The organism is Bradyrhizobium sp. AZCC 2262 (assembly GCF_036924535.1).
Classification (GTDB): Bacteria; Pseudomonadota; Alphaproteobacteria; order Rhizobiales; family Xanthobacteraceae; genus Bradyrhizobium.
Genome location: NZ_JAZHRT010000001.1, coordinates 6,154,903 through 6,180,721 on the forward strand (window position 1 = coordinate 6,154,903; position 25,819 = coordinate 6,180,721).

At 58.2% G+C, this 25,819-nt stretch carries 22 protein-coding genes; 12 read left to right on the forward strand and 10 right to left on the reverse strand.

The features are described from left to right. Positions 1 to 42: 42 nt before the first annotated feature. Together prpB and V1283_RS28865 are read right to left on the reverse strand one after the other, a co-directional pair. Complete coding sequence (prpB, locus tag V1283_RS28860) at positions 43 to 969, reverse strand: methylisocitrate lyase (RefSeq protein WP_334389997.1); 927 nt, start codon at positions 967 to 969, stop codon at positions 43 to 45. Next, positions 966 to 2,672, reverse strand: coding sequence for an FAD-dependent oxidoreductase (locus V1283_RS28865; RefSeq protein ID WP_334389998.1), 1,707 nt, complete (start codon positions 2,670 to 2,672; stop codon positions 966 to 968). The genes prpB and V1283_RS28865 overlap by 4 nt, the downstream gene beginning before the upstream one ends. Before the next feature lie 283 nt (positions 2,673 to 2,955). Here V1283_RS28865 and V1283_RS28870 point away from each other — a divergent pair, with 283 nt between their 5' ends. The 4 genes from V1283_RS28870 to V1283_RS28885 all read left to right on the forward strand — a co-directional run bounded on the left by V1283_RS28870 (position 2,956) and on the right by V1283_RS28885 (position 7,391). After that, positions 2,956 to 3,774, forward strand: a complete 819-nt coding sequence (locus V1283_RS28870; RefSeq protein ID WP_334389999.1) for a FadR/GntR family transcriptional regulator — start codon at positions 2,956 to 2,958, stop codon at positions 3,772 to 3,774. Positions 3,775 to 3,831: 57 nt separating this feature from the next. Further along, positions 3,832 to 4,842 (forward strand): LysR substrate-binding domain-containing protein, encoded by a 1,011-nt coding sequence (locus V1283_RS28875; protein ID WP_334390000.1) that lies wholly within the window; start codon positions 3,832 to 3,834, stop codon positions 4,840 to 4,842. 221 nt (positions 4,843 to 5,063) lie between these two features. Further along, positions 5,064 to 6,287, forward strand: coding sequence for an ABC transporter substrate-binding protein (locus V1283_RS28880; protein ID WP_334390001.1), 1,224 nt, complete (start codon positions 5,064 to 5,066; stop codon positions 6,285 to 6,287). Between the two features lie 180 nt (positions 6,288 to 6,467). Next, a complete protein-coding gene (locus V1283_RS28885; protein WP_334390002.1) occupies positions 6,468 to 7,391 on the forward strand; it encodes a Bug family tripartite tricarboxylate transporter substrate binding protein in 924 nt (307 codons plus the stop codon). 68 nt (positions 7,392 to 7,459) lie between these two features. Here the strand turns inward: V1283_RS28885 and V1283_RS28890 are convergent, their stop codons facing one another. The 7 genes from V1283_RS28890 to V1283_RS28920 all read right to left on the reverse strand — a co-directional run bounded on the left by V1283_RS28890 (position 7,460) and on the right by V1283_RS28920 (position 13,821). Beyond that, entirely contained in the window at positions 7,460 to 8,329 is an 870-nt protein-coding gene (locus V1283_RS28890; RefSeq protein ID WP_334390005.1) for an MBL fold metallo-hydrolase, read from the reverse strand. A 43-nt stretch (positions 8,330 to 8,372) separates the two neighbouring features. Then, positions 8,373 to 9,047 (reverse strand): 3-oxoacid CoA-transferase subunit B, encoded by a 675-nt coding sequence (locus V1283_RS28895; protein ID WP_334390006.1) that lies wholly within the window; start codon positions 9,045 to 9,047, stop codon positions 8,373 to 8,375. Beyond that, a complete protein-coding gene (locus V1283_RS28900) occupies positions 9,035 to 9,712 on the reverse strand; it encodes a 3-oxoacid CoA-transferase subunit A (RefSeq protein ID WP_442895888.1) in 678 nt (225 codons plus the stop codon). The genes V1283_RS28895 and V1283_RS28900 overlap by 13 nt, the downstream gene beginning before the upstream one ends. A gap of 83 nt (positions 9,713 to 9,795) precedes the next feature. Beyond that, positions 9,796 to 10,200: a Zn-ribbon domain-containing OB-fold protein gene (locus V1283_RS28905; RefSeq protein ID WP_334390009.1), complete on the reverse strand. Its 405-nt coding sequence runs from the start codon at positions 10,198 to 10,200 to the stop codon at positions 9,796 to 9,798. A gap of 3 nt (positions 10,201 to 10,203) precedes the next feature. After that, positions 10,204 to 11,367 carry a thiolase domain-containing protein gene (locus tag V1283_RS28910; protein WP_334393219.1) on the reverse strand — a complete coding sequence of 388 codons (1,164 nt, stop codon included), beginning with the start codon at positions 11,365 to 11,367 and terminating at the stop codon, positions 10,204 to 10,206. A 37-nt stretch (positions 11,368 to 11,404) separates the two neighbouring features. Further along, positions 11,405 to 12,601, reverse strand: a complete 1,197-nt coding sequence (locus V1283_RS28915) for an ABC transporter substrate-binding protein (protein WP_334390010.1) — start codon at positions 12,599 to 12,601, stop codon at positions 11,405 to 11,407. 449 nt (positions 12,602 to 13,050) lie between these two features. Then, entirely contained in the window at positions 13,051 to 13,821 is a 771-nt protein-coding gene (locus tag V1283_RS28920; RefSeq protein WP_334390011.1) for an SDR family NAD(P)-dependent oxidoreductase, read from the reverse strand. Between the two features lie 318 nt (positions 13,822 to 14,139). Between V1283_RS28920 and V1283_RS28925 the strand changes: the two genes are divergently transcribed. The 5 genes from V1283_RS28925 to V1283_RS28945 all read left to right on the forward strand — a co-directional run bounded on the left by V1283_RS28925 (position 14,140) and on the right by V1283_RS28945 (position 20,677). Then, entirely contained in the window at positions 14,140 to 15,198 is a 1,059-nt protein-coding gene (locus tag V1283_RS28925) for a phosphotransferase family protein (protein ID WP_334390012.1), read from the forward strand. Positions 15,199 to 15,272: 74 nt separating this feature from the next. Further along, positions 15,273 to 16,844, forward strand: coding sequence for an AMP-binding protein (locus V1283_RS28930; protein ID WP_334390013.1), 1,572 nt, complete (start codon positions 15,273 to 15,275; stop codon positions 16,842 to 16,844). Positions 16,845 to 17,111: 267 nt separating this feature from the next. Next, the gene (locus tag V1283_RS28935; RefSeq protein ID WP_334390014.1) at positions 17,112 to 18,086 is read left to right on the forward strand and encodes an NADPH:quinone oxidoreductase family protein; all 975 of its coding nucleotides are present in this window, start codon (positions 17,112 to 17,114) and stop codon (positions 18,084 to 18,086) included. A 144-nt stretch (positions 18,087 to 18,230) separates the two neighbouring features. Next, positions 18,231 to 19,415 (forward strand): ABC transporter substrate-binding protein, encoded by a 1,185-nt coding sequence (locus V1283_RS28940; RefSeq protein ID WP_334390015.1) that lies wholly within the window; start codon positions 18,231 to 18,233, stop codon positions 19,413 to 19,415. 155 nt (positions 19,416 to 19,570) lie between these two features. Beyond that, complete coding sequence (locus tag V1283_RS28945) at positions 19,571 to 20,677, forward strand: NADP-dependent oxidoreductase (RefSeq protein ID WP_334390016.1); 1,107 nt, start codon at positions 19,571 to 19,573, stop codon at positions 20,675 to 20,677. 161 nt (positions 20,678 to 20,838) lie between these two features. On the opposite strand, the gene V1283_RS28950 is transcribed toward V1283_RS28945, so the two are convergent. Further along, on the reverse strand, positions 20,839 to 21,801 hold the full coding sequence (locus tag V1283_RS28950; protein WP_334390017.1) for a winged helix-turn-helix transcriptional regulator: 963 nt from the start codon (positions 21,799 to 21,801) through the stop codon (positions 20,839 to 20,841). A 108-nt stretch (positions 21,802 to 21,909) separates the two neighbouring features. Between V1283_RS28950 and V1283_RS28955 the strand changes: the two genes are divergently transcribed. The 3 genes from V1283_RS28955 to V1283_RS28965 all read left to right on the forward strand — a co-directional run bounded on the left by V1283_RS28955 (position 21,910) and on the right by V1283_RS28965 (position 25,196). Next, a complete protein-coding gene (locus V1283_RS28955; RefSeq protein ID WP_323050570.1) occupies positions 21,910 to 22,755 on the forward strand; it encodes an enoyl-CoA hydratase/isomerase family protein in 846 nt (281 codons plus the stop codon). 112 nt (positions 22,756 to 22,867) lie between these two features. Continuing rightward, positions 22,868 to 24,649, forward strand: a complete 1,782-nt coding sequence (locus tag V1283_RS28960; protein ID WP_334390018.1) for a class I adenylate-forming enzyme family protein — start codon at positions 22,868 to 22,870, stop codon at positions 24,647 to 24,649. Positions 24,650 to 24,965: 316 nt separating this feature from the next. Continuing rightward, positions 24,966 to 25,196, forward strand: a complete 231-nt coding sequence (locus V1283_RS28965) for a hypothetical protein (RefSeq protein WP_334390019.1) — start codon at positions 24,966 to 24,968, stop codon at positions 25,194 to 25,196. The last annotated feature ends 623 nt before the right edge of the window (positions 25,197 to 25,819 follow it).

The following is a 25,819-nucleotide window of genomic DNA, read 5'->3' on the forward strand; positions in this document are numbered from 1 at the left end:
TCGTTCCTAGGCTTCAGATGAAGCCGAAGCCTGCTGTCGCGGCTACTCGGCCGCGACACCGCGCATCGCATCCGTAACGACGGTCTTCTTGAGCGAACCGTCGAGTGCCTCATGGTCCGCATAACCGATGAGATCGTAGAGTTCCGCGCGTGTCTGCATGCTGCCCAGCATTCCGTCCGCGCGATCATATTGCCGCACGTGATCGTAGAAGGTCCCTTGCGCCTTGGCCGCAATGCGGAGTGCGCTGACCGGCCAGATGATCATCTTGTACCCGAACGCCTCGAACGCGCTTGCGGAGAGATAGGGCGTCTTGCCGAACTCCGTCATGTTCGCGAGCAGCGGCGCCTTTACCTGTTTGGCGAAGTCACGAAACATGTCCTCTGTGGTCAAGGCCTCCGGAAAAATCGCATCCGCGCCGGCCTCGAGGTAAAGCTTCGCCCGGCGGACCGCCGCCTCAAATCCCTCGCTGGCCGCCGCGTCCGTCCTGGCAATGATGTAGAGATGTTTGCGCGCACGGGCCGCAGCCGCAATCTTGGCGGCCATCTCATCGGGCGAGATCAATTTCTTGTCGTTGAGGTGTCCGCACTTTTTCGGCAGTTCCTGGTCCTCTATCTGAACCGCGGCAGCGCCCGCATCTTCGAAGCTGCGTACCATGTCCATGGCATTTAAGATGCCGCCGAACCCGGTATCGCCGTCCACCACGAGGGGAAGATCGGCAGCACGGCAGATTTGCCTCACAAAGAAACAGACGTCTTCCTTGCTGATGATCCCGAGGTCAGGCAGCCCCATCGAAGCCGACATCGCAGCGCCTGACAGATAAAGCGCCTTGAAACCGGCCAGCTTCGCCTGCAATGCTGCCAAGCCATTAAAGGCTCCCGGAATCCTCAGGATGCCCGGCCCAGTCAACAGCTCGCGAAAGCGATCGCCCGCCGGTCGCGCATCGCGCGATGTTGCAACAAGATAGGTCATTGAGTGCTCCCGGCCGGAACCGCCTGTTCCTTGACTAATTGATGATCGGCCCCTGCAAGGCGCGCTCCCGCGCGGCGCGCTGCCAAGCCGCGCACGACATCGATAACGTGCCCCACACTTTCAGGCTGTGCGTTGCCTCGCCAAGCGACATGTCCATCGGGACGGACAAGAACGTAATTCGCGCCGTAAAGTTCGCGGATCTTGGTTTCATCGTTGAGATCTACGAGCAGCAGGGGAAAGCCGCGTTTTCTTGCCTCCGCAGCAAAGCTGTCGCCCACGGAACCGGCCACTGTGAAGCAAGCCAGCACAAAGCCGCGGCCGAACAGGTCAAGAGTCGATCTGCCATCCTTCAGCCAGGCATGCGGCGCACGATGACCAGGTCGCGCGGTCTGGACGTAGTTCGAGACTTCATCGGGTGGCGCCGGCGTATTGTCGGGGCAGACGACGGGAGAGTGATAATAATCAAATCCGAGATGGATGCCGGTCGAGTACCATTCCCGCTTCATGGTCTCGGTGTACCAGTCGCCATACACTTTCCGCGCCGCGTCGCCCGCCAGACCGGGCTGGAAGGCGATCTCCGGTGGACCCTTCCTGCGCGCCGCGAGCATGCGTCCCAAATTGCCGCTTGCTTCCTTCACGGCCCGCTCCGCAACCGGCTTGCGCTCGATGCCGTAGGACCGCAGCAGCCCCTCGCCGCCCCATCCCTCGACGACGGCTTCCAGCTTCCACGACAGATCAACCGCGTCGGCAATGCCGGTGTTCATGCCGAAGCCGCCGGTCGGCGACATCAGGTGGCAGGCGTCGCCGGCCAGGAAGACGCGATCGGTACCATAGCTTTCAGCCATCAGTTCGCGTCGCACCCAGGGCATGATCGATTCGATCTCAAAGTCGAACGGCTTGCCCATGGCCCGAACGATCAATGCGCGGATCTCGCTTTCCGGGATTTCCCGCTTCGACTTGTCGCCGATGATCGACATTCGCCATCGGTCGGCGCCGTCGATCGCGACGATCGTTAGCCAGGTCCCCTCGCGGTCGATGAAAATGAAGCGGTATGCCTTGCCCTTGTCGTGCAATGACGGAAGGTCGCGGCATCGAAAGATCACGTTGGTGGTGTAGGTGAGAACCGGTTCCCCCCGCATGGAGATACCGAGCTTTTCGCGGACGATGCTTGCCGCGCCGTCGGTTCCAACCAGATAGTCGGCGACGACGTTGTCTTCCTGTCCGGTCTCGATATCGCGAAGCGTTGCCACGACGCTTGTGCGGCCTTCCTCAAGATCTATCAATTCCGTTCGATAGCGAAATTCGACCGCGCTGAACTGACCGGCGAAGCGGCGAAGGATCGGATCGAACATGTCCTGAGGGCACCGTTCCCTCTTTTGGGGACTTTGCGGCGGGCACGGTTCTTCGCTCTTGCTGGCCATGCGCTCGCGGCCAAACTCGAAGCCGGTCAGGGATTCGAGCCAGACGTTATCCTGCGGATAGTCGCGGGGATAGGGCGAGTTCTCGACCCAACCGGCAATTCCCCATCGCCGGCAGAACTCCATGGTACGAATGCCGACCATGTCCATCTTGGGCTGATAGATCGCTCCGTCGGTCTTCTCGACCAGGCAGCATTGCACGCCTCGCCAGCCGAGATCTCCGGCCAAAGCGAGCCCGACCGGCCCCGCGCCGACAATAAGGACCGGTACCTTGCGGCTGGTCATTCGAACAAACCTCCGAGCCAAAGGCGTTGCCGTCGGCAATGCCTGGGCTCGACCATGGGGACCGGGGAAGCCATTGTCTAAGATTGCTTGCGACCAACGTCATACGCATTCGCTATGGTTCCGGCGCCCGGACCCGGCAGGCCCGATGCCCATCCGCGCCAGCCCGGACAAAACGGTCTAAGGTTGGACCAAGCGCCGAATAAGCCTATAAGCGGGTAAATCGCATTACCGTCCCCGGTTCCCCCGAGTTCCGATCAGCGTTTTCGCAGTCAATGAGAATCCCATGAGCCCCACGCCGGTGAAGAAACCAGAGCTCTTTCCGGAGTCCGGAAAGAATCCGATGTTCAGTCCGGCGAGGCCACGCCGGACGTTTGAAGAGATCATCAACCAGATCAAGGCCAATATCGAGGACGGGCGGCTCCAACGCGGCGACAAGCTGCCTACCGAACGTGCGCTCGCCGCGCAATTCCAGGTCAGCCGCAATACCGTGCGCGAAGCGCTGCGAACGCTGGAGATAAGCGGCTTCATAACGCTGAAACGAGGACCGACCGGCGGCGCATTCGTCGCGGCCAGCGATCCAAAAATTCTCAACAGCCAGCTGACGAGCGCGCTTCGGCTGACGGATTTTTCCGTGGCTGATCTGACCCAGGCGATGCGCGCCATCACCGTCATGCTGCTGGATGCGGCGATGCCGACTTTGGGCGAGGCCGATTTGCAGGCCATGGAAGCCAATATCAAGGCAGCCGAAGCGGTCATCGACGATCCCCAGAAACGCTCGGCCATTCTTATTCAGTTCTATCGCCAGCTTGCGGAAGCGAGCGAAAACAAGATCCTCGTCACCATCGCCGATTCCTTCGTCGATCTCCTGCAGCAATGGGTGGTCCGGCTCGGCTCGTTGAGCGGCAACCGGGTGATCAGGTCCCGGCGGGCCATCGTCAAGAACCTGCGGGCCGGTGATGCCAAGGCCGCGCACAAGGAACTGGAGACCTATCTGGAAGAACTCCATGAACTCTGGCTCCGCGGCGAAAACACCGGAGCAGCCTCCCCTCGCAAACCGCCCCGCAAGCGGCGTGGCGGCCCGGCGCTCAAGCCGGTCACCTGACTAATTCGGTCGGATTGGCGGCCGGACGGGGATTTCGCATGAACTCGGAGGACTGAATTGGCACGCAACCGAAAGACCCGCAGTCCCGTGCCGCTGGACGAGAAAGGCGGACGGGCCGACGTCTACGAGCACACGCCACGGATCGAACTCCGACAGCTGCGATATTTCCTGGCTGTCGCCGAACACCTCAATTTCACGCGCGCCGCGGAACAGATGGGAATTGCCCAACCTCCGCTCAGTCAGCATATTTTGGCGCTCGAACGCCAATTAGACGTCAAGCTCTTCGTCCGGTCACGCCGCAACGTCGCGCTGACGCCGGAAGGCGAAGCGCTGGTAAGCTTTGCCCGCCGCCTTAACAACACCACCCAGATGGCAGCGCAAGTCGTTCAGGCGATCGCGCGCGGAGAGGATGGGCCGCTCGCTTTGGGCGCCATCTTCTCGTCGATCTACGCGGTCATTCCCCGCATCCTCCCGCCGTTCATAAAAAAGTATCCCAAGGTCAAGCTGCACCTTCAGGAGATGACCATCTCGCAGCAGATTTCGGCCCTGAAAGAACATCGTATCGATGCCGGCATCCTTCGTGGTCCGATCAACGAGCGGGAGCTTGAAGCGGTGACATTGTTTCAGGAACCGTTCGTCGCCGTGGTTCCGAGTGGCCACGAGTTCTGTCGGGAGAAATCACTTACGCTAGCCCAGATCGCGGACCAGCCTCTGATCCGGATTTATCCCACCGCAAACCGGGATTTCAGCCGGCGCATGTTCGGGGCCCTGCTCGACCAAGGACACAAGCTCAACATCGTGCAAGAGGTTTCGGACACACACACCCTCCTCGGACTGGTTGCCGCAGGAGTCGGGGTGTCATTGGTGCCGGCGTCGCTCCAGAACCTGCAAATTGCGCAAGTCAGATACATTCGAATGCGCGAGAAGACTCCGATTACAACGCTTCAACTCGTGTACAACAGGGAGAATTCGTCGGCCGTGTTGGGCAATTTCGTCCGCATGGTCGAAAGCCTGGCGCCGGAGCTGGGAGCCACGCTCGGCACCGGCAAACCATCGGATCAGCGTTAGCCAGGATTCCCGAAGCAAGTGCCCAGTTGAGTCTGCCATCACCAGCTTGGCAGCTATTTAGACGAATCCGGTCTCAGCACGATCGATCTGTGTATTAGACAGCACAGGGGCCGAAATGCATCCTCAGTTAATAATCGTCTGCCCTGCCGTTTGCGATCGCGCAGCGCGGCTGACGATCCAAGAACAAAATTCCGTAAATCAAGGCACGCGGGGAGGTATAGTTGCAGACCGGATTTCGTATCGCCTCGACTCTGGCAATCCTGATCGGCCTCGCTGCCGGAGAAGGCATCGTACCGGCCTCGGCGCAAGCCCAGGACCCGCCGATACGGATCGGCTATCTGACCGACGTTGGAGGTCCGAGTTCGAGCAACGACGGCCCTGCCGGCGTTGATGCCGCTCGTATGGCCATCGAGGACTTTGGTGGAACGATTCTCGGAAGGCGTATCGAACTCCTGGTAGGAGATCACCAGGGCAAGGTCGATATCGGCGCCGGCATCACGAGGCGATGGCTCGACGTCGATGGCGTCGACGCGGTCATGGACATGAACAATTCCGCGATTGCCCTCGCCGCCAACAATTTGGTCCTGGCCAAGAACAAGATCCTGCTCGCAACGGCCGCGGCGTCGGACAGCCTGACAGGAAAGGATTGCTCGCCCAATTTGGTGCAATGGCTGCCCGATACCTATTCCAATTCGCGGACCATCGCTTCTATGCTGACAAAGAACGGTCTCGATACCTGGTTTTTTGTCAGCGTCGACTATGCCTTGGGACACGCCTTGGTGAATTCGGCCAGTCAGGCCATCGCAGAAAATAGCGGCAGGGTGCTCGGCGCCGTGAAGCACCCGCTTGGAACGTCTGATTTTGCTTCCTTGCTGTTGCAGGCGCAGGCTTCCAACGCAAAGGTCCTGGCGATCGCCAGCCCCGGCGCCGATATGGCCAATTTGGTCAAGCAATCGCACGAATTCGGGCTCAAAATGAAGACGGCCGTCTTCCTCCTCTACATCATGGAAGTCCACAGCCTTGGACTCACAGACACCGCGGGCATCGAGTTCGTCGACACGTTCTACTGGGACCTGGACGACAAGACCCGGGCCTGGTCGAAGCGCTTCTTCGATCGCAATGGCAAGATGCCGACCGCACCGCAGGTGAACGCCTATGAGGGCCTCTACCATTACCTGAAGGCGATCAAAGCCGCGGGAACGATGGACACCCAGGCGGTCATGAAGAAGATGAAGGAGCTAAAGGTCGACGACCCGACCGGCGCCTCCGGCTACATCCGGGAGGATGGCCGCGTGATCCGTGACATGCATCTGTTCGAGGTAAAATCGCCCAAGGAATCGAAATACCCTTGGGACTATTTCAAAAAGATCGGATCGCTTCCCGGCGACCAGGCGTATCGCTCGCTCGCTGACGGGAAGTGTTCGTTTGTGATGAAAAACAACTAATAGTTCCGCTTGCAGACCGGTTAGTCTGCTTCTCCCTTGACTGGACCGCTGTCGCCTTGGTGCGACAGCGGCTTTTTCCGGCAACTGCAACGCAAAAAAACGCTCGTAGGTAGAGCAAATCAGGAATGAGCCATGAACATTTCTCGACGCTCAGTACTCTTGGCAGCAGGAGCTTGCTGCTTGCCTTCGATTACCGAAGCCAGTCCCCTGCCCGACCGTACGATTAAGATTGTCGTTCCAGTGTCACCGGGAGGAATCGTAGACTTTTTGGGTCGAGCTACCGCTCAATTTCTGGCAAAGGATCTCAAGAAGACTTTTATAATTGAAAACCGAGCCGGCGCTGGGATGGGAATTGGCGCAACCGCAGTCGCGCGATCGACCCCAGATGGTACCACCTTCATCATGATGTCGAGTTCGCCGCTCGTTCTTAATCCGCATATCTATAAGAACCTTCAGTATGATCCACAGAGTGATTTTCGTCTTTTGTCGATCGTCGCGGACTCACCATTTATACTTTTGGTGAAAAAATCTTCCCCTGCGACGACAGTTGCCGAACTAGTGAGTTTGGCGAAGAGCGGAAAGACTTTGACCTTTGGCTCGGCGGGTGTGGGGAGTATTACCCATGTTACGGCCGAAATGCTGAAGGTTCATGCAAAGATAGATTCTACTTACGCGCCGTTTTCCGGTTCAAACCCAGCCTCAACCGCTCTCTTGGGTGAGCAGATCGACTTCTATTTCGGAGAAACATCAACTTTCTTACCCTACGTCAAGAATGGTGACTTGCGGGCTCTCGCGGTCACAAGTTCCGATCGTCTGGAGTTGCTTCCAGACGTCCCGACAATGATAGAGAGCGGATATCCTAACTTCATTTCAGGTTCATGGTTCGTAATCGCCGCGCCCTCGCGCATATCACCCGACATTGCGCTCGCGCTGAAGTCGAGTGCCGACCGCGCCATCGTCGATCCGGAATTCCGGGCCCTGCTTCTGAGATCCGGACTTCTTCCACAACAACCAAGATCATACGAAGAAATCGATCAGATGCGGAAAGACGGAGTGGAGCGCTGGAGACCAATTATTGCTGCACAGAAGATAGCGATCGAGTAAGCGAGGTGAGGTCATGAAAGACCACCTCGCAGATTTGCGACTGCCTGGGTCAGCGCGGACTGTTCTCTTCAGATAAAACGCCAGTCGAAGCGGTCGCCGTGGCGTGTAATGCGGCCAGCAGAGCTGTTCGCAAAATGCGCGGTAAATACCGTCGACCCGGTATCCGCCGCGTGCTCAAGCAACCAACGGCGCGAGGCACGCGCAAGGGTCGGATCCTCGCAAAACGCGCTGTTCCAGTCGGGACGAAACACCTGCAACGGCTGATGCATAATGTCTCCGCTGAAGACGGCCTGGTCTGCACCGCTTAAGAGCTTTATGGCGACGTGACCAACCGTGTGTCCTGGCGTCGGATGAAACATAAGGCCATCTCCCGCCGCGCCCTCTCCGTCGACGATTTCCGCCTGCCCGCTCTCGACCACCGGCAGAACACTGTCCTCATAGACGCCGGCGTTGACACCCTGCTTCCCCGCAGGACCTCGCCAATGCTCATATTCAGCCCTGGAAAACAGATATCTCGCATTGGAGAACGTCGGCACCCAGCGGCCGTCGACCAGCCTTGTATTCCATCCACAATGGTCGACGTGAAGATGTGTGCACATCACGTAGTCCACGGACTCCGGTGAAACTCCGGCTGCCGCCAACCCCTTAAGAAACGGCAGATCGAGTTGATGAAAGCGCGGGGCACCGGGTCTGTTCTTGTGATTGCCGGCACAACTGTCGATCAGAATCGTATGGTGTCGGGTCCGCAACACCCACGTGTGAATGCTCGAGATCAGGCGCCCCTCCCGCTCATCGAAGCACGCCGGCACCATCAGCGCCCGATACTGCTGCAAAAGCGCAGGGTCCCAATCCGGGAACAGAACCTCGGGCGCAAAGCTAGCTCCGCGCTGCTCGATGACTTGAATTATCGATATCTCGCCGATCGAATATTGCATCATGATCGATTGAACCGCGCGAGAATCAGAAGCAGCCTCCCCAGGCTCAGGCCGCAAGTGGCGGAGCCAAGATCTGCAAGTTGGTGGAAAACTGGAGTTTCGGCTCCGTCAGCGACTGAAGCTCAATGTTGCTTATCCCACCGACGATCTCCCTCACCAAGAGTCCGTTCGGCTGAACATCGATGACCGCCAAATTTGTATAGATTCGCTTGACAACGCATGATGCCGTGAGTGGCAAGGTGCACCGATGCCTGATACGCGGTTCGCCGTTTTTTCCGACGTGGTCCATGAGGACGCGAACCTGTCTGGCACCAACCGCCAAGTCCATTGCTCCGCCAACGCCGGGCGGAAACGTCGGATCGTCGGTAGCCCAGTTTGCCAGATCTCCCGCCTCTGAAACCTCAAAGGCACCCAGCAAGCTAACGTCGAGGTGCCCACCACGAATCATCAGGAACGCATCGGCGTGATGCATATAGCAACCGCCAATGGCCAAAGTCGCTGGACTCTTGCCTGCGTCAATTAAATTCGGATCTTCCATCCCGGATGTCGGCCGTGGCCCGAGGCCCAGAATGCCGTTCTCGCTATGAAAGATGACTTCTCGATCCTTCGGCACGAAGTTTGCTGCCAGTGTCGGAATGCCAATTCCGAGATTGACGAAGGCACCTTCTCTCAGGTCTTGCGCGGCACGCCATGCGACCTGTTCTCGCGTCAGCTTGACCATGCGCCTTCTCCGACCACGACGACCCGATCAACGAATATACTTGGCGTCACGATCGCTTCCGGATCCATTTCACCAAGTTCAACCATCATGTCTACCTCCACCACAGTAAGTTCGGCGGCCGTTGCCATGACCGGATTGAAGTTTCGCGCCGATTTGGCGTAAGCTAGATTGCCCCAACGATCGGCCGTTCTGGCTTTGATAAACGCGACGTCACCCTTGAGTGGGCTCTCGAACACGTGGAGCCGGCCGCCGATCTCGCGGGTTTCTTTACCCTCGGCGAGCTTGGTGCCAGCGGAGACCGGTGAAAAAAAGCCGCCGAGACCGGCAGCGGCGCATCGCATTCGCTCGCTAATGGTACCCTGCGGCACCAGTTCAAGCTCAAGCGACTTGGCCCGGTAGGCTGCAAGGAAGGCACGGTAGTCGCCAGAGCGAGGATATGAGCAGATCACTTTTCGGACACGACCCGAATCGATCAACTTCGCCAGTCCGTAGTCGCCGGTGCCAGCGTTGTTGGCAACGACAGTTAGCTCCTTGGCGCCCTGGTCGTGAAGTGCATCCAGTAGATGATCGGCCACACCTACCGCACCAAACCCCGCGACCAGCACGATAGCGCCGTCGCTGATCCCAGCCACCGCTTCGGCACATGTTTTTACTTCTTTATTGATCAACCTTAGACCCCTTCATGCGCAATCGCTCGGCGAATAGGAAACCCACAATCGACGCTCGTTTGTTAAGTGAACAGCCTCGACTAATGTCCATCTATCGGTCTAAACATCGGAACGAGCGATCCGTTTTTTGACGTAGCGTATACAGCCTCGACTATCTGGCCGACTCTGAGGCTTTCGAAGTCGCACTCGACAATGTTCGTCATCATCGCTGGTCCCTCGTCGAGCTGCACGTAAGCGAGTACATACGGATTATCGACCCTTCGCATCACGGTATATGAGTAGATCTGTGCCTTGCCCGAAGCCAACGCCCAGTCGACGTCGGCAGAAAGGCAGAACGGACAAAAATGCCGCGGGTAAAAGAACGCCTTCTGACACTTCGTGCACTGGCCGATTCGGAGTTGTCGCCTGTTCGCCGCGGCCCAAAACTGCTCGTTGTCCAAATCAACATTAGGGGGCGGCACATCGGTCTGAATGGTTTCGGCCATCGTCTACTCTCTTTCCAGAACCAGTGTCGCGCTGCAGTGACGCGAGGCAATCCAGCCGCCCGTGCCATGAGCAAGCGCAATATCGCAGTTCGGGACCTGGACACGGGGATGGGCCTCACCGCGCAGCTGACGAACTGTTTCAATCACCTTGGTCATTCCACCGCGGTTTGATGGATGGTTGTTACAAAGGCCGCCTCCATCGGTGTTAAACGGCAGCCGACCGACCCCAGAGATCAAATTTCCTTCGCTGACGAACTGGCCGCCCTTCCCTTTCTCGCAAAAACCCAAATCCTCAAGCGCGATAAGAACAGAAATCGTGAAGCTGTCGTAAATGCAGGCGCACTTAATATCTTTCGGAGTAACGCCCGCCTCGGCAAGAGCTTGTGCGCCGGAGACGACCGCGCCGGACGACGTTATATCCGGATAGCCGCCACGAATATGCTTCACGAACTCTCCGGCGCCTCGGACCCTGACCTTAGGGCGAGCGAGCGACCTGGCGATCTCAGGGCTTACAACAACGAGGGCTCCTCCACCGTCAGTTATGACGCAGCAGTCCAGCCGGTGCAAAGGATCGGCCACCATTGGGGAATTGACAACTTCCTCCACCGTCACGACGTTTCGGAGCAACGCCAGCGGGTTGTGTTGGGCATGGACGGAAGCCGCGACCTTGATCCACGCGAGTTGCTCGCCCGTCGTGCCAAATTCGTGCATATGGCGTGCAGCGGCCATCGCGTACATACCAACGACCGATGATCGATAAGGGCTCTCGAAACCGACGTCGGGCCCTGCGAATCTCGACGCAACAGTGATCTTTCCCTCAGCCCTGGGTCGACCCGCCAGTGTGATAAGCGCGACTGAACACTTGCCCGCTGCTATGGCCTGAGTCGCGTGATTCACGTGCAGTAAATAGGACGACCCTCCGACATCGGTCGAGTCAACGATTTGCGGCTTGATCCCAAGATGCTCGACGATGGCGATGGGGCCTAAACCGGGGGCATCCGCCGTATAGAAGGCATCAACGTCCGCGATGCCTAGCCCCGCGTCTTCCAACGCGCCCCGGGCGACCTCGGCATGAAGCTGGGCAATACTTAGACCAGTCGCAAGCCGCGTCGGATGCTCGAAGGCTCCAGCGATGTATGCTGCTCCCGGGTTTGATGGTCTCGTCAGCAACTTGCGCTCCTGGATTTCAACGGTTTCTTGCGGCTTATGGACTTAGGATCGGCCCAAACAGAACCCAATGCTCGCCGTTGAACCGCATCATTTGGAATTGATCGATCGGAACAAAATCGGTAGGGCTCGTGTTCATCGTAATACCGGGAAGCAACAGCCCGATTTCTACATTGCGAAGATTCGCCGCCTGCGTCATGAAGTTTTCGCGGGTCAAATCGTCTCCGCATTGGCGAAGCAAATACACAAGGCTCTGCGCAGAAGCGTAACCGAGTGCGGCAATATCGTCTTTGGCACCAGATGGATAATGCCGGTCCATGAAGGCGAAGAATTCCAGCATTCCCGGATCCTTGGCCCAAGCCGGATCCTCTGGATCTTTCCTATAGGCGGCCGACATTATTCCGACCGCATTCCCCAAACCCGCGGGCTTCAGCGTGGTGTCGATTGTCGCGGCTGTGTTACTGACATAGATCGTAGGCTTCCACGCCAACTCGGCAACAGTTCTGATGGCCTGAGTTGCGAACTTAGAAATAGCCGCGACAACGAGTGTATCGGCTCCAGCCGCCTTTAGAGTGATCACCGACGACGAAATCGTCGGCTCGGAAGTCTCATAAGACGCTTGGGCAACAAGCATTTCGGGAGCTCGTTCGCCAAGTCCTTCTTTTAGACCGGCTAAGTAGTCCCGACCAAAATCGTCATTCTGATAAAGAATCGCAATCTTGGCGCTCGGGTTCTGCGAAATGATGTGTTTTCCGTAAATCACCCCTTCGCGTTGGTAGTGAGGGATCCATCCCATCGTCCATGGAAATCTCGTTGGATCACCAAATTTCGTAGCTCCGGAGGCCACAAATATCTGCGGGACCTTCTTTTGATTTAGATACTTCATCGTAGCGGTATTCGATGCTGTTCCGGGGGAACTGAAAATCGCGAATACCTCGTCGCTTTCAACGAGTTTTCGCGTTTGTTCGACGGACTTGGGAGGGCTAAAGGCGTCGTCATAGGAAATGAAGGCAATCTTTCGGCCGTTGATGCCGCCTTCGTCGTTGATCTTCTTGAAGTAGGCCTCCTCTACTTTTCCCAAGAGACTATATCCGGATGCCGGACCGCTATAAGGCATCAGATTGCCGATCTTGATTTCCGTGGCGCTCACGCCTGGAACCGGCTTTGCGTCGCTGGCGACAACTTCACCAACTTGCAAGAATAGCAGCGCGCAACCTAGGAAAAGCAGTTTCACAGCCTTGCTCACTCTTCGAAAGGGATGTTCGGTAGTTTTTACTTAGAGCGGGGTCCGTCTTTTGCGGACGCTTGCCAACGAAACACGCCCCTGGAACGCAACAATGAGATGACCACAAAGCAAGCGCAAATACTCATTGCCGATGACCTGAGAGGATATACATATGATTGACGCGGCGTACGTAGCCAGACTGGATAGCTGCCAGCTTGACGATGGGGTGATGGTTGGCTGCAAGTTTGCCGAAACGTGTTGCAATACGTCGACACTGCGATCGCGTCGCTGATCTCTGTCGGCCCCCCTTTTTGGTTGCGCATGCCGGGATCACGGCCTCGGCGGGCACCGACAGCCTTCGCGACGTTTCGTTCCGAAACAATGTTTCTTCCGCTTCCGCCAAGCGAAGCGGACTTTAGGCAAGCAGTCTCCTCGGAAGGTTGCTCGGGTGCTCTGTGCTAAACTGAAATGTGAAATCCGCCGTCAACCGCGATGTGTTGGCCGGTAATATACGAAGCGGCGTCAGAGAGCAGAAAGCAAACAGGCTTGACCGCCTCTTCCGGCTGCGCCCAACGGCCCATCGGGATCTTCGCCAAAATGCCATCGCGAAATTTGTCGCCCCGGATCGTTTCAGTCATTGGTGTTTCGACCACCCCGAAACAAACCGAATTCGTGCGGACGCCGAACTTCGACCACTCTTTTGCGGCGGTCATTGTCATCCCGAGAAGACCACTCTTCGCCGCAGCATAGTTTATCTGGCCAATAGCCCCGGCTCGTCCCGCATCCGACGATATATTGACGATCGATCCGGAGTTTTGCTGACCGCCCTTTGCCTCCTTGACCATGGTCCGACCGACGGCCTGTGTCCACAGAAAGGCTCCTGTCAGGTGTACCGCAATGACCTCGGTCCACTGTTGCAACGTCATCTTCTCGATCATCGCCGGCCTGGTGATTCCAGCATTATTCACGAGGCCGTGTATGGAGCCGAAACGTGAAGTGACGTCGCGCACAGTCGCCTCGGCAAATTCCGGGTCCGCGACGCTGCCAACGTAAGGCAGCAGGTGACCGTTCTTGGCTGTTGCCAATGCTTCCAGCTTCTCTGCGTTGAGATCAACACCGACAACCCTCGCACCTAAGTCAATCGCCAACGCTGCAATCGCGCGCCCAATCCCCTGCGCCGCGCCCGTAACAACAATTACTTTTCCCCTTAACGACATCATCTCTTCCATCGACTGCTCCTGTCTGCTTCGACCGATCCTCCGCTTCTCTCTTATCTCCACTCAGAAATCAAATGTGAGATTAGTCGCTTCTCATAGGATAGCAGTATTACCGGATACAATAATCATCTTAGACGTCGCCTTCGGAAGGCTGTCATAGTCACACCTACTCGAAGAGCTCACTCATAACACTCGGCTCTCACCCAGGAAGCGCCGAATACACGACATCCGGAAATGCCGTCATCGATTGAACCGGTCAATTTGATCCAGCCTCGAAAGATGAAGTCTTTGTCGAAGTTGAAATTGATCGCGGCCTATTGGGAGTGACGCATGAGCGGGGAGCCCTGGCAGGATCTCGTCGATCTCGGGAAGCTGCGCGCGTGGATGGACGCTCGTGACCTTGGAGGAGGCCCGATTGAGAATCCCACGGCCTTGGCGGGCGGCACCCAGAATATTCTGTTGCGGTTCGAACGCGACAGTCGCAGCTATGTCCTGCGGCGATCGCCGCGCAGTCCACGTGGCGACGGCAACGCCACCAACCGTCGTGAGGCGCGGGTGCTCGGCGCCCTCACAGGTTCCGACGTTCCGCATCCCGGCCTGATCGCTGCCTGCTCGTTGACCGATGTGATCGGCGCGGCCTTTTATTTGATGGAGCCGGTGAAGGGGTTCAATGCCACGCTTGCGTTGCCGCCGCTCCATGCTGGAGATGGCGCGACCCGTCGGCGCATGGGATTTGCGCTGGTCGACGGCGCTTTGGCGCTCGGGCGTTTCGATTACAAGGCAGCTGGTCTGGAGGATTTCGGCAAGATCGATGGCTTTCTGGAGCGGCAGGTTCCGCGCTGGCGCGCGCTCCTCGACAGCTACCGTGACTATAAGGACTGGCCCGGTCCGGCTTCGATCCCGGGCATTGCGACTGTAGCAAATTGGCTGATCGGCAATACCCCACCCCGCTTCACGCCGGGTCTTCTGCATGGCGACTATCATCTAGCCAACGTCATGTTCTGCAACGATGGTCCCGAGCTTGCCGCGATCGTTGATTGGGAACTAGCCACGATTGGTGATCCGCTGCTCGACATGGGTTGGGTTATGGCGACTTGGCCAGAGCCCGACGGCCGGTCCATCTCCGGGAACCCGATTGAGCCATGGGAGGGCTTTCCGCGCATTGAGGAACTGCTCGCCCATTATGCGGCGGGAAGCACTCGCGACACTTCGTATATGCGTTGGTACGGCGTTCTCGGTTGCTACAAATTGGGGATCATTCTTGAAGGCACTCACGCGCGTGCATGCGCGGGCGTCGCATCAAAGTTGACGGGAGATCGGCTGCACGGTGCATCTGTGACGTTATTCCAGCGCGCGCTGGGATGGCTTGAGCGGGATAAGTTGATCTAGGCGGATTGGCGGCAGCCGATGCGCCCAAAAGAACAGTGGGACGAACAAGAGAAGAGACGACAAGGGAAGGTTATATGACAATCGAACAGCGCCCGTACCATATCGCAATCTATGCGAAAGAAACCCCGAACCGGCCTGCGTTTGTGATGGGGACGACTGGCGACGTGATCAGCTATTCCGAACTGGACAGGCAGTCGCGCAAACTCGCGCGATACTTGAACGAACAAGGTATTGTTCCAGGGGACCACCTCGCGATCATGATGAACAACAGCAAAGACTATTTTGTCGTCTGCTGGGCCGCCCAGCGTTTGGGCCTGATCTACACGCCTATCAACTGGCATCTTGCCGCGAGCGAAGTAGCCTATATCGTGCAGAATTGCGAAGCCAAAATCCTCGTCGTGTCGGAAGAGGTCCGCCATGTTGCTGAAGCGATTTCGCAAGATATCCCGGGCGTGAGCGTTGCCCTCACGCATGGGCAAGCTTTCGGGAGGTTTCGCAATCTCGGAGAGGTCATCGAGAGCACCTCGGATGGTTCGGACGTTGGCCTCTTGGAGGGCGAATGCATGTTCTATTCGTCCGGCACAACAGGCCGTCCGAAGGGCATCTTCAAGACGGAACGCGGACAACTTTCGTGGGGGCAGCAACCTCCTATCACTCAATTCTTGCGCTCATTTTACGGATTCGATCGTGACACCGTCTATCTGGTTCCGGCGCCGCTCTATCACGCGGCCGGCCTCGCGTGGAGCATGAACGTACTGCGCGCCGGCGGCACAGTGGTGGTCGTTAACAAGTTCGATTCGCTCGAGACGCTCCGGCTGATTGAAACCTACAAGGTCACGCACTCCCAATTCGTTCCGACGATGTTCGTGCGAATGCTGCGCCTGCCAGAAGCGGAGAGGACGCAATATGACATCTCCAGTCTGAAGGTCGTCATTCACGCGGCGGCACCTTGTCCGCCGGAAATCAAACGGAAGATGATCAAATGGCTAGGCCCCATCGTCTATGAGTATTACGCCGGGAGCGAGGCTAGCGGCCTGACGGCAGTCGACACGCCAACCTGGCTCAGTCATCCCGGCACGGTAGGCCGTCCCGTTTTTGGCCAGGTTCACATCGTTGGCGAGGACGGCGAAGAATTGCCCACCGGCGAAGTCGGCACGATCTATTTCAGTGGGGGCAGCCGGTTCGAATATTTCAAGGACGTTGAAAAAACAGCATCATCACATAACGCGCGGGGCTGGAGCACGCTGGGCGACATTGGTCACGTCGATGCGGACGGATTTGTATATCTGTGTGACAGGCGCGCGGATCTAATCCTTTCCGGCGGCGTCAACATCTATCCGCGGGAAATCGAGGATGTGCTTATCCAACATCCATCGGTGTTAGACGTCGCAGTTATCGGTGTTCCGAGCCTCGAGTTCGGACAGGATGTCAAAGCCGTCGTCGAACTAAAGGCCGGCGCCAAGGAAAGCGAAGAACTCGGTGCCGATATGATCGCCTTTTGTCGAGAACGTATCGCCTCCTACAAATGTCCCAAGACAGTTGATTTCGCGGTACTCCCACGGTTGCCGAACGGCAAGATGTTGAAGCGTGAGTTGCGGGAGCACTATCTGAAGTTGGTAAGTATCGGTGGTAGCGAGGCGGCTTGATGCGGGTATGCCAAATAGAGGCTGTCCCGACGACATCCAGAGCGGAGCATTTCCGGGAAGACGATGAGCGGGCCATTGCAAGGCTTGCGCGCGATCGAAATCGGCAGCGTGGGCCGGGCGCGTTCGCTGGGATGATGCTGGCGGACAACGGCGCTGACGTGATCCGGATCGATCGGTCTGTCACCTCCGTCTAGCCGCCGGACGACATCGCGACGCTGCGCGATCTGTTGTGCAGCGTCGATGACCTGATGGAAATTGGGAGTAAGCATGCGTGCAGTCGTCTGCGAACAATTCGGTGGCCCAGACCTATTAAAGGTGCGGGATTTGCCGACACCCGAGCCTGGCCCCGGCCAAATCCGGATACGGTTGCATGCGGCCGGCGTCAATTTCCCCGACGGGTTGATCGTCGCGGGCAGTTATCAGACGAAGCTCGAGCCGCCGTTCGTGCCGGGAGGAGAAGGTGCGGGCGTCGTCGATGCTGTCGGAAAGGGCGTTACGGCCTTCGTGCCTGGCGACCGGGTGGCGGCTTTCGTCAGAGGTTCCTACGCTGAGCAGGTGATCGTCGACACGGACCGGGCGCTGCACCTGCCCGCGTCGGTCGGTTTTGATATCGCGGCAGCTTTCACCGTGACCTATGGAACGACCATCCATGCCTTGCGGACTCGGGCGAGAATTCGTCCGGGTGAGACGTTGCTCGTGTTGGGTGCCGGCGGTGGCGTCGGCAGCGCTGCTGTGGAACTTGGCAAGCTGCTCGGGGCACGGGTCATTGCTGCAGCCTCCAGCGCCGAGAAGCTCGATGTCGCGGCGCGTTGTGGCGCGGATGATTTGATCAACTATCGCATGGTCGATCTCCGTCAGGAGATGAAGAAACTCTGCGGGAGCAAGGGAGTGGATGTCGTTTATGATCCCGTTGGCGGGGATTTGTCGGAGCCGGCTTTCCGCTCACTCGGATGGTACGGGCGGTTTCTTGTGATCGGCTTCGCAGCCGGTCGGATTCCAGCCTTACCCCTCAACTTGCCTTTGCTGAAGGGTGCTTCGGTTATCGGTGTTTTTTGGGGGGCCTCCGTTGAGCAGCAGCCGGAGCAATTCCAGACCGATATGCAAGATCTCATTGGGTGGCTCGCGGAGGGCAAGCTGAAGCCGCACATCGGGGCGCGCTACTGTCTTGAGCAAGCCCCGCGCGCCATCGCGGACCTAATGGAAGGTCGGGCGACCGGAAAGCTCGTGATCGAGATCGATTAGCAAAAGCCTGAATGGAGTTCGGCTTGCCTATGAAGCGGCTAGTCGTGGCTATGCCATGGCCGGAAATGCTTCAAACCAGATCGCGGATTGATGCGCGGAAGAGAAAATGGGCGTCAGGCTTCGAACACCTTAACGGAGAAGAAGATGAAGAAACTTGAGGTCTTATTAGCGCTTCTAGGTTTCCTGAGCATGGACTGGGGTGTGGCCGGCATCGCCGTCGCGCAAACCCCGGGCGTCACGGCGACGGAAATCAAGCTGGGTCAAACCAAGCCTTATAGCGGTCCCGCCTCAGCCTACGGACTTCAGGGCAAAGCGGAGACCGCCTATTTCCAGATGATCAACGATAACGGTGGCATCAATGGCCGCAAGGTCAATCTGATCAGCCTGGACGACGCTTACAGCCCACCCAAAACCTTTGAACAGACGCGCCGCCTCGTCGAGCAAGATGAGGTCGCGGCAATCTTCGGAACACTGGGTTCACCTACGAACTCAGCTATCAAAAAATACTTGAATGGGCGCAAGATTCCGCAGTTGTTCATCGTGGCCGGCGCATCGGCTTTCGCCGATCCGGAGCATTTTCCATGGACCATACCGGGCGTATGGATCTATTCCGACGAGGCGAAACTCTATGCCGCGGACATCCTCAAGAACACACCCAATGCCAAAATCGCAATTTTATATTCTAACGATGATGCCGGCCGGGACTATGCCGCCGCCTTCAAGGCGGGACTTGGCGCCAAGGTCAGTCAAATCGTCAGCGAGCTGAAATATGAATCGACCGATCCGACTGTGGATTCCCAGGTCGTAGCATTGGCGGCGACAGGCGCGGACGTGTTCTTTTATCAGGCGACCCCCAAATTCAGCGCGCAGATCCTTCGAAGAAAGCATCTGCTCGGCTGGAATGCAAAGACCTATGTCGCGGCAACGGGAAGCTCGCTCGCGTCGGCTCTAGTGCCGGCAGGGTTAGAAACAGCTCAGGGCATCAACTCGGGCGCTTATCTCAAGGATCCGGACGATCCGAGATGGGCGAACGATCCGGGTTACAAGGAATATGCGGCCTGGATGGACAAATATCTTCCGGGTGCGAACAAGTCGGAGGGTCTCTACATCAGCGGCTTCAACAATGCGCAGGTGATGGCCAAGGTCCTTGAACAATGCGGAAGCGATCTTAGCCGCGAGAACATCCTCAAGCAGGCAACCAATCTGGACCTCGAAAGGCCGATGCTGCTGCCCGGCATCCGCTATAAGATATCCCCTGACGATTACCGTCCTATCAAGAACATTCGCCTGCAGGTCTTCAAGGGCGATCGATGGTGGCTCGTCGACTAGATATGTGGGCGGTCAGACCTTCGCAAAAAGGAAAGTAGAATCGTATTTGTCAGACTGGAAGAATTGATGCGTTCTAACCCTAGAACGTATCGTAATGCAGCCGCAGCGCTGGGCCGCGTTCGAAGTCCCTGGTCCTTCGGAGCTGGAGCCTGAAGATGCCTGAAAAATTGCGACGGTGGATTTATTCCCGGCCGATGGTCGACAACATCCTCGGACCGGAGCAGTTTGAACTGCGTGAAGTCCCGATTCCCGAACTGCTGCAGGAGCAGGCGCTGGTCCGCGTCAAGCTTGTGAACATTCATTCCGGCACGCGCGCGCGCATGACCAACGGGATGACCAAGCTCGGCGATACCGACAAAAGCAACTATGCCTGTGCTGAAGTGATTCAGTCGCGTGACCGCACCTTCAAGGAAGGTGATGTGATTGCGTGTCAGGCGGGATGGCAGGATTACCAGATTGTCAGCAGCGAAGACGCCTGCGTGGGTTACGGCCCCGCCAGCGACCTCACGAAGGCCCTGAATGGCACCAACTCGCAATGGAACTACGTCTTCAGGCCGGCGATGGTGAAGATGTGGTCGACCGAAGTGCTGATGGAAATGTTCGGCACCTCGGGAATGACCGCTTATTTCGGTCTGAGGGAATGCGGTCCGCTGATACCGCGGGATAATGTCGCGGTCGCCGGCACCACCGGCTCGGTCGGCTCAATTGCCGCGCAGCTCGCCAGAATAGCCGGGTGTCATGTGGTTGGGTTCGGCGGCGGGCCGGAGCGCTGCCAATGGGTGGTGGATACACTCGGCATCGACAAGTGCATCGACTATCGCGCTGGCGATCTCGCCGGGCAGCTCGAATCCGCGTTCCCCGAAGGCATTGACTTCTTCTCCGACGGGATTGGCGGCGCGATGACGGAGACCGTTATCTCCTTCGTGAACCAGAATGGGCGCCTGTTTTCCTACGGGGGTGCGGCGGCTTACTATGCCGACAAGCCCGACGCGCCGCAGCAGCGTCCCTCGTTGCGGCAGGCCTTTGGCATTTCGGAGTATGTCGAAGCCGTCTTGAAGAAACGCAACATCAAGTCAGAGTGCTGGATCGTCGATGCCTTCTATCATGAGCGGCTGAGAGCCGAGGACGATCTGTCCCGACATTTACGCAGCGGCGCATTGAAGCCTGTCAACAATGTCGTGGAGGGTTTCGAGAATCTGCCGGGCGCGGTCGCTGGCCTTTATGCGAATTCGCGTTCCGGCAAATTGCAGGTGCGGTTCTAATCAAACTGAAGGCCGGGGAATTCCTAGAGCCGAGCATAATCCGGAAAAGCGGGAACCGGTTTTCCCCTCGGTACAAACGCAGGCGTGCCCGGAGATCCTTGGCTAGTCGAGGCTGCCGGAAAGCTTGTGATCGAGATCGATAATGAAGTGGCAAACTTGCTCTAACCCGCGACGGCTGTGTCATGGGCAGCAGAATTGCCACGCGGAACGTGCTCGATGGCAATGTCGTCAGCGCCCACGCGCTCCCCGCACGTCGCGCAGGTCAGCACTGGAACAACGTGTTTGCCGCACGGCTTGTGTCGGAGATCGATTACAGGCCGGCCGTTTGAGAGCCATTTTCCAGCCCAAGTCAGCAACGCCAAGGGGACCGGGTAGAAATCGAGGCCCTTTTCGGTCAGCCGATATTCGCGTGGCTCCGGCGTCTTCTGGTAGGCCGTTTTCACCAGCACGCCCAGGTCGACCAACCGATTGAGCCGGCTGGCCAGGATATTCGGCGCGATCCCGAGATACGCCTCGAATTCGCCAAACCGCCGGGTGCCGAGGAAGCATTCGCGGACGATCAGCGAACTCCAGCGATCTCCTATGATCCGCAGCGCTCGGGCAATCGAACAGGCTTGCGAACGTTCGATCAAGTCGAGGTCCGGCGACCGATGCCGTCGCGCGCCGGTCGACTCGGTAGAGGCGCGGTAAACCGAGGCGACAGTGACTTCACGTGCCTCGAGTTTGTGTCCGCATTCCGAGCAGCAAAGCACGGCCTCCATGGAATGACCGAACGGAACATGGAGCGCGCGACGGGTCGTATTTCCCCTGTCGCTGCACCAGCGATCGCCCCAGCGTTGGGCGGTGAGAAGGCAGGGGTGAAAATCGCGGCCCATCTCTGTCAGCACGTACTCCAGGTGCCCGCCGTCCTGGCGAACGTGCCGGCGTAGGAATAAGCCCCTCATCGTCAGATTCTCCAGCCGCTTGCTGAGAACCTTGCGCGCAATGCCCAGCCGCTGATGGAACTCCTCGAACCGGGTTACGCCGTCGTAAATGGCGTCACGCAAAATCATCCACGACCAGGCATCACCGAGCAGATCGGCGGCCAAGAGATCGGGTCCCATTTTACGGACGGTCGCGGTCATTCCATCCTGTATCGCAAAAAGCAACAAAACATGCAAATTTCGACTTGCATATGGGAACTAAGTTGCATTAAGTTCCCTTACGCAAGTCAAACCCATGGGAGGAAACACATGTCTGCCAACTCAGCTCAAGCTACCAAGTCGTCCGGTGCTGTACCGTCCAAGTCCGGAAAACTGCTCGTGGAGCGCAATGGTCCCGTCACGACTGTCACGTTGAACCGCCCTCAAGTGCACAATGCCCTCGACAAGGAAATTTCGGCGGAGCTCAATGCGGTTGTGAAAGAAATCAACGTGGATCGCGACTGCCGCGTCGTGATCTTCAAAGGCGCCGGCAACACCTTCTGCGCTGGTGACGACATCAAGGAGATCAGCACATGGGGGCCGAACGACGGTCCGTGGCAGATCCGCCAGTATCAGGAGACGGTCGATATCATTCAAAACATGTATCCCATCACAATCGCAGCGGTCGATGGGGTGTGCACCGGTGGCGGCCTCGAGCTGACGCTGGTATGCGACTTCGTCATTGCGACAAGCAGCTCGCGCTGGGGCATGCCGGAGATCAATTGGGACATTACGCCCGGCTGGGGCGGCTGCTCCCGCCTCGCTCGGTACGCTGGACCCCGCAAGACCAAGGAGTGGAACCTGCTCGGCGCCATGTTCACGGGCGAGACCGCAGAGCGCTATGATCTCGTTAACCGCCTGACGACGCCGGAGCGCCTTGAACGCGATGTTCAGGACCTGACCGCGGCCATGCTCGAAAAGGACGTGACGGCCGTTCGCTGCACCAAGCACTTCCTTAACGCTGCCGCCGAATGCTCGACCGAGATCGGCCTTGCATTCGAGGGTGCGCCGCCGCGCACGACGAGCAGGGGCCGCCCGGAGGGTGTGCGCGATTTCGTAAACAAGGAAGGGCGGGACAGACGCCGGGTACTCGCCAACGCGATCTGGAAGGACTGAGCCGCGGGACTATCCTGGGCGCACGCCTCGGAAAGAGTGAAACGTTACGCTTGCGCGGTGGAAGCCGCGCAAGCGGCCGTTAGAAAGATCAATAAAACTAGGGAGATATCTCATGTCGTCGCTTATGGCGAAAGCGCTGCCGACTCTACCCGAAGTTGATCGGGTTCTTACCGGTCCGGGAGCACCATTCGAGCTTCAGACCCAAGAGATCGATGGCATTCCCCTACGCACCTACAAGAAGGCACCACGACATCTGGGTGAGCTTCTTGAGACAAGCCGGAACTGGGGCAGCCGGGAGTTCATCGTTTATGAAAGCGAACGTCTGACCTTTGAGCAACACTATCAGGCTGTGGCGTTGCTCGCGCACGAATTGGTTGAACGCTACGGCGTCGGGAAGGGCGATCGGGTTGCAATCGCGATGCGCAATCTCCCGGAATGGTCGATCTCGTTCTGGGCCGGCGTGGCGATCGGTGCTATCGTGGTGCCGCTGAACGCGTGGTGGGTCGGCACCGAGCTCAACTACGCGTTAGCGGATAGCGGCACGAAGGTAATCCTCCTCGACGCTGAGCGCTACAGCGTACTCGCGCCGTTCCTTCCTGACCTTCCGCTTCGCGGGGCAATAGTCACGCGCCTGAAGGAACAGGAATTACCCGCCCTTGCCTGTCGCCTGGAGTCGATCATTGGCGAGCACGGAAGCTATCGCTCCAATACAAGCGTTGCGATGCCAAGCCGCGAGTTGCGGCCAGACGACCGCGCGACCCTCTTCTACACGTCCGGCACTACCGGCCGGCCGAAGGGGGCCCTGGGGTCTCACCGCGGCGCGTGCACAAGTCTCATGAATAGCGCGGTGTCTCTTGCGCGCGCAAAACTCCGCTCGGGCGGCGCTCTAAGCGATCTGGCCAAACCCATGCCGCCGCGCGCGCTGCTCGCCATGGGGCCGCTGTTCCATGTAATTGCCTGCTTTGCGCAGCTACTCCCGGCTGTCGCGGGCGGTGCTAAGCTCGTCCTTATGTACAAATGGAATGCGGCCCGTGGATTCGAGCTGATCGAGCAGGAGCGCATCACCAATTTCAGCGGTGTACCGACGGCAATGTTGCAGGCGGTTGAGGAGGCCCAGAACGGCAAGGTTGCCACTGACAGCATTCAGATGATCAGTTATGGTGGCTCTCCATCGCCGCCCGAGCTCGCGGCGCGGCTGATGAAGGCGTTTCCTACGGTAGTGCCGGCGACTGGCTATGGGCTGACCGAGACCTCCGGAATGATTGCGATGGTTGTGGGTCCCGACTGCGCCGATCATCCCGCCAGCGCCGGATATCCCATGCCGGTGGTCGATATCGCGGTCATCGCCGCCGACGGCCATGAGGCGCAAGCCGGTGAAATCGGCGAAATCCGGGTTCGCGGTCCTGGCGTGATCAAGGCGTATTGGAACGATCCCGAAGCGACTAAGGCTACGATCGTCGATGGCTGGCTGCGCACCGGTGACCTCGGTCGGCTCGACGAAGATGGATTCGTCTACCTCGTCGACCGCGCGAAGGACATGATCATCCGCGGCGGCGAGAACGTTTACTGTGTCGAGGTGGAAAACGCTCTGCTTGAGCATTTGGCGGTGAAGGATGCGGCTGTCATCGGCCTTCCCCATCCAACACTCGGTGAACAAGTCGCCGCCGTCGTTGAAATCCCCCAAAACGACGACGTGAGTGAGGAAGAGCTGAAGCGATTTCTTTCGACGCGTCTGGCAGCATTCAAGATTCCGGTGATGATCGAGCTGAGGCGGTCACCGCTCCCCAGGAACACCACGGGAAAGCTGCTCAAGCCCCAAATCCGGTCCGAATTGACCGACACTTGGGGCCTGAGAACAGTTGTCCCGACGCCACCCTGCTCACGGCCTATTTGACGGCGATGGCACCCCACGGCCCTTAGGTTCGCGCGACGCGATGGCGAGAAAGCAACGCAATTAATGATGAGAAAGGTACATGACAATGCTCGGATATTCTGTTGCGGTTCGAACGCGACGGTCGCAGCTACGTCCTACGGCGGTCGGCACGCAGTCCGCGTGGCGACGGCAATGCCACCAACCGTCGTGAGGCGCGGGTGCTCGGCGCCCTCGCCGGTTCCGACGTTCGCATCCCGGCCTGATCGCTGCCTGCTCATCGACCGACGTAATCGGCGCGGCCTTTTATTTGATGGAGCCGGTGGCGGGGTTCAGTGCCATGGTTGCGCTGCCGCCGCTCCATGCCGGAGATGCCGCGGTCCGGCGGCGCACGGGATTTGCGCTGGTCGACGGCGCTTTGGCGCTCGGGCGTTTCGATTACAAGGCAGCTGGGCTGGAAGATTTCGGCAAGATCGATGGCTTTCTGGAGCAGCAGGTTCCGCGCTGGCCCGCGCTCCTCGACAGCTACCATGACTACTCCACCACGAACGCCTGCTTTTCGTTGTCTTGATGCACAATCCGTATGTCGTCGGCATCAACCGCGGAACCGAACATTTGTAGACTTACTCCGTACAAGTCTGACCAGAAGTAGGGAACAAAATCGCGCCAAGGAGTTCCGATTCCGCCAGAATGGATTGTGCGACGATGCGGTTTGCATTTGCGCCGGGCCGTAGCGTCTGGATTGCGGTGCCGATTGTCGGCAGCGCGGGACCGCCGGTCAGAGGGTTCTGATATTCGAGAAGCGTGTCGTCGAAGGATCCGGATCAAGCCCGACCACTTGTGACAGGGCTTCCTGCGCCCGAGACCAGGTATAGGCGTTCATTATAACGCTTAGAGACGTTGAGATCGACATCGAGGACTGCAACATCAGCGCCGAGGCTGGCCAGCCGATGTACGTAAACCCGTCCCATCCCGCCACCGGCTCCGGTAACGGTAACGACAGCAAACTTTCCGCGAAGAGTCCTCATAAAATTCCCATTCTTAAATCAACGAAAGCAACCGCCGAAACGTAACCAGCCCGCTTCGACGCGTCACGGAACCGGCACACTCCGAAGACGATTTTCATATCTCCAACCGCAACTAAACGCATTCACGACTAATTTCGTGTGCCGTCGCAATGGCGCCAGCGGACAG